This is a genomic window from Labrys sp. LIt4, from assembly GCF_017813775.1.
GTDB classification, from domain to species: domain Bacteria; phylum Pseudomonadota; class Alphaproteobacteria; order Rhizobiales; family Labraceae; genus Labrys; species Labrys okinawensis_A.
On record NZ_JAGIPY010000023.1, the window covers coordinates 50,830 to 63,576 of the forward strand.

The following is a 12,747-nucleotide window of genomic DNA, read 5'->3' on the forward strand; positions in this document are numbered from 1 at the left end:
CGCGAGCGTCCGGATGGCACGGGGCTTACTCGCCCTGGTTTCTCTTCTGGTCCAGCATCACGGCACCGACAATCAGGGCACCCTTGAGAACCTGCTGGTAGTAGGATTGGATGCCCATCAGATCGAGGCCGTTGTTCATCACGCCGATGATCAGGGCGCCGATCAGCGTGCCGGTGATACGACCGACGCCACCGGACAGGCTGGTGCCGCCGATCACCACGGCCGCGATGGCATCGAGCTCGTAGGCGATGCCGGCCTGGGGCAGGGCGGAGCCGGTGCGGGCCGCCAGCATCATGCCCGCCAGGCCCGAAAGTCCGCCGGAGATGACGTAGACGCTGAAACGGATGCGGGCAACGTTGATGCCCGAGGTCTTGGCGGCATGCGGGTTGCCGCCCACCGCATAGATATAGCGGCCGAAGCGCGTGCGGTTCAGGACCCACCAGGACAGGGCAAACGCAACAGCAAGCAGGATGACGGGTGCAGGAATGCCGAACAGGCTGCCGGTGCCGATCCAGCGGAATTCGGGCGTGAGAGCGGGCACGGGCCGGCCTCCGCCATAAATGAGTGTCAGGCCGCGCGCCGCCGAGAGCATGCCGAGCGTGGCCACGAAGGCCGGAACCGCGAAACGCGAAACGATGACACCGGAAACCGCACCACAGGCAAGGCCGACCAGAAGACCCACCGCCAAGGCGAGGTAGAACGGGTAAGGCGCGCCCGGCAGGCCCGCTGTTGCCGACGTGGTCGCGAAACTGGCGGCGACGATGCCGGTGAGCGCCGCTACCGAGCCGACCGACAGATCGATCCCCCGCGTCAGGATGACGAAAGTCATGCCAACAGCCAGGACGCCGTTAATGGCGGTCTGCAACAGCACGTTGGAAATGTTGCCCGCGGTCAGGAAGTACTGGTTGGAGAACGACAGGATCAAGGCCAGCAACAAGAAGGCAATGAAGATGCCATATTCCTGGACGATCAGCCGACGATGTTCCTTGCCGGGCCAGATGCTGGTCGAAGGATTCTGGTTAGCGGACACGTGGATTTCCTTCTTGTGCCGGCCGATACACCGGGACGTCGATCTCAGGTGGACAGATGCACGAGCGACTGCGCGTCGGTTTCTTCGCGCCGATGGATCCCGGCTGACCGACCCTGCCGCATCACCAGGATGCGGTCGGACATGCCGAGCACTTCGTCTATTTCGGATGAGATCATCACGACCGTGCCGCCGGCCGCCGCGAAATCGCAGATGATGCGGTAGATCTCGCGCTTGGCGCCGACATCGACGCCGCGCGTCGGCTCATCCAGCAGGAGAAGCCTGGGCTGGCGCAGGAACCACTTGCCGAGCACGACTTTTTGCTGGTTGCCACCGGACAGGCCGGAAACCGGCATGGTATCGCGCGCTGCCTTGATACCGAACCGCGCGATCATGTCGGCCGAGGCCGCCCGTTCCCGCCGGTGCTGCATGATGAAACCCGGGCTCAACTCCGGCAGGCTCGCCAAGCAGATGTTGTTGCGCACGCTATCGGAAAGATTGAGGCCGGTGAGCTTGCGGTCCTCGGTGACGAGCGCGATACCCGCGCGCATGGCGTCAGCGGGACGAGAAATGGCCAGCTTCTCGCCGTCCAGGGTAATACTGCCGGCTGTCGGCCTGTCCAGGCCAAACAGGCAGTCGAAGATCTGGGTACGACCCGATCCCATGAGGCCGTAGATGCCGAAGATCTCACCCCGGCGCACCGAAAATGAAATGTCCTCGATCTTGCCGGGAGCGGTGAGACCGCTGACCTCGAAGCTGATCGTCTCGGCGGGACGGTTGGTCTTGACATATTCCTCCCCGAGTTCCCGGCCGACGATCATGCGGATCAGCTCGGGCCGGGTGATATCGGCCAAGCCCCCGCTGCCCACATAACTGCCGTCCCGGAAGACGGTATAGGAATCGGCGATCTGGAAGATTTCCGACAGCCGGTGGGAGACATAGACGACGCCTTTGCCCACGGCCTTAAGCCGCTCGATGGCCGAGAACAGGTGCTGGGCTTCCTTCTCGCCGATGGCGGAGGTCGGCTCGTCCATGAAGATGACCTCGGCGTCGTGGCTCAGCGCCTTGGCGATCTCTACGAGCTGCATCTGCGCCACGGAGAGATTCATCATGTATTGGCTGGCACGGATATTGAAGCCGAGCTGATCGAACAGCGCCTGGGCTTCCCGGTTCATCTTTCGGAAATCGATGCCGCCGAAGCGTGCAGACGGTTCGCGCCCGAGGAAAATGTTCTCGGCCGCCGTCATGTGGGGAACCGGGCTGAGTTCCTGTTCGATGATGGCAATGCCGGAAGCCAGCGCTTCGGCCGGAGTGGAGAATTCCACGGCCTTGCCGCGGCGGCAGATCACGCCGGCGTCTCTGCGATGCAGCCCCATCAGGATCTTCAGGAAGGTGGACTTGCCCGCGCCGTTGCCGCCGCACAGGGCATGGACGGACCCCGCATGGAGCTTGAAGGCGCCATTTCGCAAGGCAGCAACGCCGCCGAAGGACTTTTTGAGCCCTTCCACCTCAAGCAAGAGATCCACGCTTCCTCTCCTCATATGCGCTCGCCGCCTGGCCGGCGGGGCACATCGACGTCATCGGATCCAAATCCGAGCGTCGATATTGACAATTGTCAAAGAAGGATCGACAAATGTCAAGAACTGCAAAACAGACAAGAGCCGTGGCCGTCGGGCACCCGGCTTGCCTCGGGAGGGAGCCATCAATGACGATTGCGCTTGGCGCGGATGGCGCAGGCAGGCCCCTGCTCGATGCCATCGCGGATCATTGGGCGGGCAGGGGCGACATCACGGTCACGGATCTGAGCCGGCCGGGCCACTACGCCGACATCTCAAAGGTCCTCGCCGAAAGCGTGGTCAACGGAGAACACGATCGGGGGCTGTACTCTTCGCAAACCGGAGGAAAACGTGTCGTCCTATAGCCTGAACCGGCAGGCGCCTTTTCTGCTGTTGATCAATGCCGCGGTTCTCGCGGCCGGAGCTCTATTGGCTGGCTCCAGTTTCATCGACAGCTACAATCTGCAATCCATGGCGTCGCAGGTTCCCGAACTCGGCCTTCTGGCGCTGGGCGTCATGCTGGCCATGATCTCGGGCAATGGCGGCATCGATCTGTCGGGCATCGCCCTGGCGAATCTTGCCGGCATCGCCGCCTTTCAGGTGACGAGCCATTTCATCGTGGCCGACGACGCACCGACCCTGTTTTTCTGGGGTTTCACCGGCCTAGCGCTTCTCGTGGGCCTGATCGGCGGCCTGGTAAACGGAAGCGTGATCGCCTATGCGCGGCTGACGCCCCTGATCGCGACATTGGGAACACAGCTGCTGTTCACCGGCATTGCGGTGTTCCTGACGAACGGCTCCGCGATCACCATGGGCTTCATCGAGCCACTGGATGACTTCGGCAACATGCCGGTACTCGGCGTTCCCGTGTGCTTTGCGTTGTTTCTGGCAATAGCAGCCGGACTGGCTTTTCTTTTGAAATACACGCCGTTCGGCATGAAATTGATGTTGCTGGGAAGTAATTCCAAGGCGGCGCGTTATGGGGGTATCAATGAAAAGCGCATGCTGCTGGTTACCTATACCCTCTGCGGCGTGCTGTCTTCCGTGGCCGGGATCATTATCGCGGCCCGCAATTCCTCGGTGAAATGGGACTATGGCGGCTCTTATGTGTTGATCGCCATTCTGATTGCCGTTCTGGCCGGCGTTAAGCCCGAAGGCGGATATGGCAAGGTGATCTGCGTGCTGCTGGCTGCGACGGCGCTGCAGATTCTCTCCAGCCTGTTCAACTTCATGAACATTTCGAATTTTTTCCGAGACCTTGCCTGGGGCGTCCTGCTGCTCGCCCTCCTGGCCTTCTCACGGGTGCATCTGGGCGTCTGGTTCACGCCGAAGCGACGATAGCCCGGTTCGCGATCCGCTCGGCACCGTGAAGATCCAACAGGACCGGCAGTGCCGATCTTAAAAGACGATTTTGCTTAAATGGAGGAAACTATGAGCAAGATTACCAAGCTGGCGGCTTGTACGATGCTGGCAGGCATATTGATGGCCGGGGCTTCGTTCGCCCAGGACAAGCCATCCATCGTGACCGTGGTCAAGGTCACGGGCGAAAACTGGTTCATCCGCATGAACGAAGGCGTGGATGCCTTCGGCAAGGACAACCCCGGCTTGAGCGCCAGCCAGATCGGCCCCGCCAAAGCGGATGCGGCTCAGCAGGCCCGCATCATCGAAGATCTCGTCGCCAAGAAAGTGTCGGCGATCGCGATCGTTCCGATGGACCCCTCCGCACTCGAAGGCGTCCTTCGCCGAGCTTCTCAGCGCGGGATCAAGGTCATCACCCATGAGGGTGACAGCCTGAAGAACACCGATGTCGACATCGAAGCTTTCGACAACAAGGCCTTCGGTGCGCGTATCAACGAAAAGCTCTCCGCCTGCATGGGTAAGTCGGGCAAATGGACGTCGTTCGTTGGCTCGCTGGGCAGTTTGACGCATAACCAGTGGGTCGATGCCGGCGCCGAAAACGCCAAGAAATATCCGGGCATGGAACTGGTTGCCGCCAAGAACGAATCCTTCAACGACGCCAATCGCGCTTATGAAAAGGCCAAGGAGATCCTGCGCAAATATCCGGACATCAAGGGGTTCCAGGGTTCTTCTGCCATTGACGTGATCGGTATCGGCCGGGCCGTGGAAGAAGCCGGCCTTCAGGGCAAGGTCTGCGTCTATGGCCTCGGCCTTCCCAAGGATACCGGACCTTATCTGGAAAGCGGCGCCGTCAATCAGATCTTCTTCTGGGATCCCAAGGATGCCGGCTACGTCATGAACAAGGTCTCCGAGATGGTCCTGAAGGGTGAGGAGATCAAGGACGGGATCAATCTCGGCGTGCCGGGCTACGAAAAGATGACCGTCATCAAGGGGCCCGGCAAGGGCATCATCATGCAGGGCCAAGCCTGGGTTGATGTCGACAAGTCGAACTACAAGAAGTTCCCGTTCTGACAACGAGCATCGCTCGCCGACGCGTCTTCCGACGGGCATCGATGCCGCACCGGAGGACGCGCCGGGAGTTCTGGAACAGAGCGCGTTCAAGCGTGAACGCTTATTTGCTCTATCTCCTTGTTTCGACGCGTCTTTGCGATTCTTGGTGCCGCCGCCCAATCGCAAAACGCTATGGGAATTTGCCATGCACGCGACCGATCCTGCGCCGCCCCCTTTGCCGCCGTTTCTCGAGGTCAGAAACGTCAGGAAATCCTTCGGCGGCGTCATGGCGCTGAAGGATGTCAGCCTGACGATCGAGGCGGGGCAGATCTATCACCTGATGGGGGAGAATGGCTGCGGCAAGAGCACGCTGATCAAGATCCTTTCCGGCGCTCAGCTTGCCGATGAGGGGCAAATCCTGATCGATGGCCGGCCGACCGGAAGCAGGGCCGGCGATCTGGACGCGATCGGGGCGCTGCGGGCCGGCATCGAGACGGTCTATCAGGACCTGTCGCTCCTCCCCAATCTGTCGGTTGCCGAGAACGTCGCGTTTACCGAGCAACTCGTCGAGGCGTCGGGGCGTCTGGCCCGCAGGCTGAACGTCACGGCGCTCCATGAAACCGCGCGCCGGGCCTTGGCGGAGGTGCATCTTCCGACCAACGCTGATTTTCTCACGCGTCGCACGGATACGCTGCCGCTCGCGACGCGCCAGTTGATCGCCATCGCCCGCGCTGTCGCGTCCGAAGCACGCCTGGTCATCATGGACGAGCCAACGACATCGCTAACCCGGCAGGAAGTCGAAAACCTGCTTGGCGTCGTCGAGCGGCTGCGCACCAAAGGTGTCGCGGTCTTGTTCGTCACGCATAAGCTCGACGAGTGCAAACTGCTCGGAGGCCGCGCAATCATCATGCGTGACGGGCTGAAGGTCGCCGAACTCGACGTCGCCGATCACAGCAAGGCTGAATTCAGCCGGTGGATGACGGGCCGCGAGATCGGCGAGACACGCTATCGAACCGACCCAAAGCTCGGCGATGTCCTGCTCGAGGTCGAGACTCTCGATGATGGCCGGGCTTTTCGAAATATCTCGCTGAGCGTGAGAAAGGGCGAGATATTGGGCGTCACGGGGCTGCTGGATTCCGGCCGCAACGAGCTGGCTCTGGCGCTGGCCGGCGTAAAGCCGGCGTTGAGCGGCAAGATACGCCTCGCCGGCAAGACGGTCACGCCCCAATCGGCGCTACAGGCCATACAACACGGCATTGGCTATGTTCCCGAAGACCGGCTTACCGAGGGCCTGTTTCTTGAAAAGTCGATCCAGGACAACATAACGCTGCCGATCCTGGACCGTCTGCGCAACGCGCTCGGCATTATCAGTTCCCGTGGTGCTCGCCGCACCGCGCAAGCCAGCGTTGCCGACCTGCAGATCGTCGCGCCTGACGTGACGGTTCCGGTTCAGTCCCTTTCCGGCGGCAACCAGCAAAGGGTGCTCATCGGGCGGTGGCTTACCATCAACCCCAAGCTCCTCATCCTGCACGGGCCGACCGTCGGCGTGGATGTGGGATCGAAGGACACGATCTTCCGGATCATCCAGTGCCTGGCCGATGACGGCATGGGGGTCATCATCATCAGCGATGACTTGCCGGAGCTTCTGCAGAATTGTGATCGCATTCTCGTCATGCGCCAAGGCTGCATCGTGGCCGCGCACAAGGCCGAAGGGCTGACCGAAGACGCGATCTATCAATCCATGGCCGGCACGTCGGCGGAGATCGCGCAATGACCGAGATTGCATCCACGACCGCTGCCGATCCCCAGCGCCGCGGCTTCTTGCTCCGCTGGTGGGACTTGATGGGGCGCCGGCCCGAACTCTTCACCTTGCTGCTGACCGTTGCGACCTGCCTGGTCGTGATCGCCGCCAATCCCGACTTCCTCCAGATGAGCAATATCGTCGACATCCTGCGCGCGTCGGTGGTGCGCGGGCTGTTCGCGATGGGGGTGCTGGTCGTGCTGGCGTCCGGGGGCATCGACGTATCGTTCACGGCGATTGCCGCCTTCGTGATGTATGTCCTGACCATGGTCGTCACGACCTGGTTCCCGGGCATGCCGATGACGCTCATCGTGATCCTTGCGGCCCTCGGCGGTGCAGCCTTCGGAATCGTAAACGGAGTGCTCGTTCAAAAACTCCAGGCGCCGTCGCTGATCGTCACGATCGGCACCCAATATGTCATCCGCAGTTTCCTGCTGACATTCATCGGGACCGCCCTGTTCATGAACATCCCGTCCGCCATGGATGCGTTCGGCAAGGCCTCGCTGTTCACCCATCGCGCCTCGAATGGCGTTGTGTCCGTGTTGCCGGCGACGGTTCTGGTTCTGGCCGTTGCCGCTATCGTCACCTGGTACATCCTGGAGCGCACGCTGATGGGCCGCGCCATCTTCGCCATCGGCGGCAATTCTGCGATTGCCGAGCGCCTGGGCATCAATCTGTTTCGCGTGCGGGTGTTCGTGTTTGCCTATGCCGGGTTGCTCGCCGGCATTGCGGGTGTGATCCACGTCTCGAGCAACCGCCTCGCCAATCCGTTCGATCTTGCCGGCATGGAGCTTGAGATCATCGCGGCCGTCGTTCTGGGCGGCGCCCGCATCACGGGCGGCTCCGGATCGGTGATCGGGACGCTGCTCGGCGTGCTCCTGATAACGCTGGTCAGCAACGTTCTGATCTTCGTGGGTATTCCAAGCACGCTGCAGCTGGCCATCGTCGGCATTTTCATCCTGATCGCAGGAACCATTTTCGCCTTGCGCAATCGCGGCTAGCAGACGCCTGCGGCGCCATGACCGGCGCCAGCCAATCTTGTGTCTTATTCCAAGAGGTTTCCATGTCTCATGATGTATCGGTCATCGGGCTTTATATCCTCGACGTGCTCGGGCGGCCGGTTGATGCCATTCCGGCTGGCGGCAATGTGGAGTTCATCGACGAAATCAGGCTGACCGTTGCGGGTACCGCCGGTGGCACGGTGGTGGACCTTGCAAAGCTTGGGCTGAATTGCCTCGCCGTCGGTGCCGTCGGCGATGACGAGAAAGCAGATTTCGTTCTTGCGACACTTCAGCGCTTCGGCGTCGATACGGCTCAGATGCAGCGCCTCACAGGCGTGCCGACATCGGCGACCATTTTGAATATTCGGCGCAATGGCGACCGACCGGCGCTCCATGCGCGAGGGGCCTCCGATCATTTCGAGGTTGCCGAGAGCGCTCTCGATACGGTGCTGGCTCCGCCGATCATTCACCTGGGTGGTACCGGATTGCTGGCCAAGCTCGACGGCGAGCCGAGCCGCAAATTGCTGGCCGAGGCAAAAGCGCGCGGGCGTACGACAACGTTCGACCTGCTCGGCGCCAATGACGGCACGCTCGATCTTATCGCGCCCCTGTTTCCCCATATCGACTACTTCATGCCCTCCATCGAGGAAGCGCGGCAGATTTCCGGCACGTCCGATATCGAGAGTGCGGGCCGGTTCTTCCTCGATCGCGGCGTGAAACACTGCGTATTCACGCTGGGCGGCGATGGCGTGTGCTTCATGGACGCTCACGGCGAGATCGTTCGCCAGCCGGCCTTCCAGATCGAGGTGGTGGACACGACCGGGTGCGGCGATGCGTTCGACGCTGGTTTCATCACCGGCCTGCATCGCAAGATGGATCTGAAGACAGCCTTGAACTTTGCCCAGGCATCGGCGGCACTGGTGGCGACGGGCCTTGGCTCCGATGCGGGCATTCGGTCGTTCGAGGACACGTTGGCCTTCATGAACACGACGCCGATCAGACATTGAACCGAAGAGGAAGCGTGCCGGAAATCCGGCCCTTCACGATCCGCGAGGCCGGCAGCCTCGGGCAATGATGCGCCTTGTTCGGAAGAGCAGGGGCGCTTGCCGCGGGACTGGCCGCCGGGTTGGATCCGCGCCATCGAAGATCTGCAAACCGTTTGCCGCTTCGCGCTCGCCCCTATGCACGTCAGCGCGTCTGGGGAGGCGAATGCCGCCGATGTGGGGCGATCCTTCCCCAGATCCTGAGCTCAAGAACCCTGGCTTTCCTGCTGTGAGGCAGCTGAGGCTCCGCGGGTAACCTCTGTCGACGCGCTTCCCACAACTCTTGTAAAAATGAAAATACATGTGTATCGAGTGGTGAAGGCGGCTGGAACTGACTGCAGTCAGACGGCACGCCGCGGGCGGATTTGTTCTGCCTGTCGACCATAGAGGGAGGACTTCATGAATAAGCTCGCGACGCTGATCGCATGTGCCGCTTTTGCGCTGCCCGCTGCAGCCCTGGCCCAAAGCGCGCCCGGTACCGTCAAGAAAGACAGCTACCGCTTTGTCATCGTGCCAAAGGTCGTCCATCCCTGGTTCGATAAGGTAAATCAGGGTGCCCAGCAGGCTGCGGCGGCACTGAAGGCCCAGACGGGCGCCAATGTCGAAATCGTCTATTCCGCTCCCCAGTCCGCGGATGTCGTGCAGCAGAACCAGATCCTGGACAGTGCGCTCGCCACCCATCCCGATGGCTTGGCGATCGATCTTCTGGATCCCTCGGGCAATCGCGCTTCGCTGGAAGAAGCCCAGAGCCAGAAGATCCCGCTCGTCCTGTTCGATTCCGTGCCGCCCGAGGGCATGTCGATCACCCATATCGGATCGGATTTCTGTGAGCAGGCCAAGATCGCTTCGCGCCGTCTCGTCGAACTTCTCGGCGGCAAGGGCGAAGTCGCCATCATGATGGGCGTGCCGACGGCGCCCAATCATGCGATCCGGGCCGACTGCCATCGCAAGGTGTTTGCCGAACATCCAGGCATCAAGGTTGTGGCCGAGGGGATCGACAACGACAGCATTCAGACCGCTCAGCAGCAGGCCGCCGCCATCATGCAGGCGCATCCGGATCTCAAGGGCTGGGTTGCCTCCGATGCCGCAGGGCCGATCGGCATCGGCCAGGCCATCGTCGAGGCTGGCAAGCAGGGCAAGGTCACGCTTGTCGGCCTCGATAACCTGCCGGAAATGCTCGACATGATCCGCACTGGCGTGGCGGAAAGCTCCTCGGCATCTCAGCCCGAACTCCAGGGTTACTGGTCGGTGATGATGCTGTGGGCGAAGGCGACCGGCGCGCCCGTTCCCGATTTCATCGACACCGGCAACGCCTTCCTGACCAAGCAGAATGTGGGCGGCTGAGCCTCTCGTGCAAAGAGTAGACAGGCGCGGGTTCCTTGGCCCGCGCCTTATTCGTCCATCGTGAAAGACTTGGTCCATGGCCTATCTTGAAACCACCGGACTGGGCAGGGACTTCCCTGGCGTGACTGCGCTCAACGGTGTCGATCTCAAGGTCGAGCTCGGGCGCACTCATATCCTGGCCGGCGAAAACGGGGCCGGCAAATCGACCCTGGTCAAGATTCTCACCGGCGCGGAGCACCCCTCGCGGGGAACCATCAGGATCGATGGTCGCGATCCCGCCGAAGAGCCCTCCCTTTATCGAAACATCGCCTATGTGCCTCAGGAGCTCACGCTGTTTCCCCAGATGAGCGTTGCTGAGAACCTCTTCATGCCCCTGAACCGCACAGGCCATGGCGGCATGCTGTTCAACCGTCGCGCCCTGATGGCGGAGGCGCAGGCCTATCTCGACCGTTTTGGCATCGAGGCTCGCCCGCAGGACCTCGTGGCCCATATTTCGGTCTCGGATCAGCAACTGCTTCAGATCGCACGCGCATCCACGAACAAGAATATGAAGGTGCTCATCCTCGATGAGCCGACCTCCGCGCTGACCGCCGTGGAAGTCGAGCGGGTCTTCAAGGTCATGCGCGGCTTCCTCGATCGCAACCATGCGATCGTCTTCATCAGCCATAAGATGGACGAGGTTTTCGCCATCGGCGACGACTATACGGTTCTGCGCAACGGCGAGAAAATCGAAAGCGGACGGATCGCCGATATTTCGGAGCCGGATCTCATTCGCGCCATGTCCGGCCGTCATCTGACGCTGGACGAGCATTTTCGTCCCGAGGGTCCTGCGACCGACACGATCATGGAAGTCAGGGGGCTGACCGGCCCGCGTTTCAGCGACATTTCATTCGATCTTCGTCGCGGCGAAATCCTCGGTTTTGCCGGCCTGGTCGGGGCAGGGCGCTCCGAAATCATGCAGACCATCTTTGGGTATCGCAAGGCGAGCGCCGGCAAGGTCACGGTCGCAGGCAAGGACTGGCGGCTCAACGATACGTCCCGTTCCGTCGCGGCCGGCATGCTCTACCTGTCCGAGGAGCGCAAGCTTCACGGCATATTCCCACAGCTTTCGTTGCGTGAGAATATCGGTATTTCCATCCTGTCTCTCACCGTCGGCCCCTTGGGCATCAGCCAGAAACGCGAGCGCAGTGCGGTCCGGACCATCATCGACGATTACGGCATCCGCACCGCCGGCATGGGCAAGCGTATCTCGCATCTGTCGGGCGGCAATCAGCAAAAAGCGATCATCGGCCGCGCTTTGGCCACGCGGCCGCAGATCCTGATTTTCGATGAGCCGACCAAGGGCATCGACATCCGCACCAAGGCCGAAATCTACCGGATCATGAAGAGGCTGGCCGAGGACGGCGTCGGAGTCATCCTCATTTCGTCGGAGATCGCCGAACTGCGCAAATGTGCCAGCCGCATCATAACCATGCATAACGGGCGCCTGACCGGCCAATTCGTCACGGCCGACACGGCCACGGAAACGCTGGTGGGCGCCATATTTGGGACTGAGATGAACGCCGATGTCGTCTAAATCACTTGCCACGGTCCTGCGCGATCCACTCGCGGGAGTCCTTGCGGCCCTTGCGGTCATCTTCGCCTTGTCGGCGATCGTTTCACCTTATTTCCTCACTTCCTACAACATGTCCGTCGTGGCCCGCGGCATCGCCTTCGTCGGGCTCATCACCATCGCGCAATCCATGCTGATGGTGCTTGGCGAACTCGACCTGTCGCTGGGCGTGATAGGCGGCCTCTGCGGGATCGCCTCCGGTGTCCTGATGATGAAATTCGGCATCGAGCCCTATACGGCAATGGCGCTCGCCATCGCCCTGGGCGCGAGCCTTGGATTTGCCAACGGGCTGCTCGTTACGGGCTTGCGGCTGCACTCGCTCGTGCTGACGATCGGCACGGCGGGCATTTACGGCGGTGCGAATCTGGTGCTGACGCGCGGCGTTGCCATCACCGGCATCCCGCAGCAGATCCAGTATCTGGGCCGCGGCGACCTGTTCGGCGTCCCCGTTCCCTTCGTGGCGATGATCGGTGCCCTCCTCGTCGCCACCTTCGTCATGATGAAAACGCCCTTCGGCCGCTACATGTATGCGATCGGCAACAACCGGGGCGCCGCCCGCATGCTCGGCATTCGTGTCGACCTCGTCCGGTTGATCGTGTTCGTGGCGGCCGGCGCTCTCGCAGCACTGGCGGGTGTCCTCATGGTGGCGCGCCTGGGAACGGCCCAGCCATCCATCGGCGACACCTGGGTACTGGCCCCCATCGCGGCTTGTGTGATCGGCGGCGTCGCCACCACGGGCGGCGTTGGCAGTCCCATCGGAGCCATTCTCGGCGCCGGCATCATTGCCATCATCGAAAATATTATCGTCCTGTTTGGCGTATCGCCCTACTGGCAGGGCATTGTCTCGGGTGCGATCGTCGTGCTGGCCATCTCCTTCGATGCTATCTCTCGTCGCTATCTGCGCGGCGAAGCAGCTTGAACGGACATGATTGAAGAATTCGCGGAACAAGAAAC

The 12,747-nt window shown here is 61.6% G+C and carries 11 protein-coding genes; 9 read left to right on the forward strand and 2 right to left on the reverse strand.

Going from position 1 to position 12,747, the window contains the following annotated elements:
• Nucleotides 1–25: 25 nt before the first annotated feature.
• Nucleotides 26–1,030, reverse strand: a complete 1,005-nt coding sequence (locus tag J8I29_RS27280; RefSeq protein WP_209434063.1) for an ABC transporter permease — start codon at nucleotides 1,028–1,030, stop codon at nucleotides 26–28.
• Between the two features lie 44 nt (nucleotides 1,031–1,074).
• Nucleotides 1,075–2,553, reverse strand: a complete 1,479-nt coding sequence (locus J8I29_RS27285; RefSeq protein ID WP_209434064.1) for a sugar ABC transporter ATP-binding protein — start codon at nucleotides 2,551–2,553, stop codon at nucleotides 1,075–1,077.
• 179 nt (nucleotides 2,554–2,732) lie between these two features.
• Between J8I29_RS27285 and J8I29_RS27290 the strand changes: the two genes are divergently transcribed.
• From J8I29_RS27290 to J8I29_RS27330, 9 genes are all read left to right on the forward strand, one after another.
• A complete protein-coding gene (locus J8I29_RS27290; protein ID WP_209434065.1) occupies nucleotides 2,733–2,948 on the forward strand; it encodes a hypothetical protein in 216 nt (71 codons plus the stop codon).
• Entirely contained in the window at nucleotides 2,935–3,924 is a 990-nt protein-coding gene (locus tag J8I29_RS27295; RefSeq protein ID WP_209434066.1) for an ABC transporter permease, read from the forward strand. Before J8I29_RS27290 ends, J8I29_RS27295 begins: the two co-directional genes overlap by 14 nt.
• 90 nt (nucleotides 3,925–4,014) lie before the next feature.
• Nucleotides 4,015–5,013 (forward strand): autoinducer 2 ABC transporter substrate-binding protein, encoded by a 999-nt coding sequence (locus J8I29_RS27300; protein ID WP_209434067.1) that lies wholly within the window; start codon nucleotides 4,015–4,017, stop codon nucleotides 5,011–5,013.
• A 184-nt stretch (nucleotides 5,014–5,197) separates the two neighbouring features.
• Complete coding sequence (locus J8I29_RS27305) at nucleotides 5,198–6,766, forward strand: sugar ABC transporter ATP-binding protein (protein WP_209434068.1); 1,569 nt, start codon at nucleotides 5,198–5,200, stop codon at nucleotides 6,764–6,766.
• Nucleotides 6,763–7,794, forward strand: a complete 1,032-nt coding sequence (locus tag J8I29_RS27310) for an ABC transporter permease (RefSeq protein ID WP_209434069.1) — start codon at nucleotides 6,763–6,765, stop codon at nucleotides 7,792–7,794. The genes J8I29_RS27305 and J8I29_RS27310 overlap by 4 nt, the downstream gene beginning before the upstream one ends.
• Before the next feature lie 62 nt (nucleotides 7,795–7,856).
• Entirely contained in the window at nucleotides 7,857–8,801 is a 945-nt protein-coding gene (locus J8I29_RS27315; RefSeq protein ID WP_105864845.1) for a sugar kinase, read from the forward strand.
• 435 nt (nucleotides 8,802–9,236) lie between these two features.
• Entirely contained in the window at nucleotides 9,237–10,181 is a 945-nt protein-coding gene (locus tag J8I29_RS27320) for a substrate-binding domain-containing protein (protein ID WP_105864846.1), read from the forward strand.
• Between the two features lie 76 nt (nucleotides 10,182–10,257).
• Nucleotides 10,258–11,757, forward strand: a complete 1,500-nt coding sequence (locus tag J8I29_RS27325; protein WP_209434070.1) for a sugar ABC transporter ATP-binding protein — start codon at nucleotides 10,258–10,260, stop codon at nucleotides 11,755–11,757.
• Nucleotides 11,747–12,712, forward strand: a complete 966-nt coding sequence (locus tag J8I29_RS27330; RefSeq protein ID WP_105864848.1) for an ABC transporter permease — start codon at nucleotides 11,747–11,749, stop codon at nucleotides 12,710–12,712. Before J8I29_RS27325 ends, J8I29_RS27330 begins: the two co-directional genes overlap by 11 nt.
• The last annotated feature ends 35 nt before the right edge of the window (nucleotides 12,713–12,747 follow it).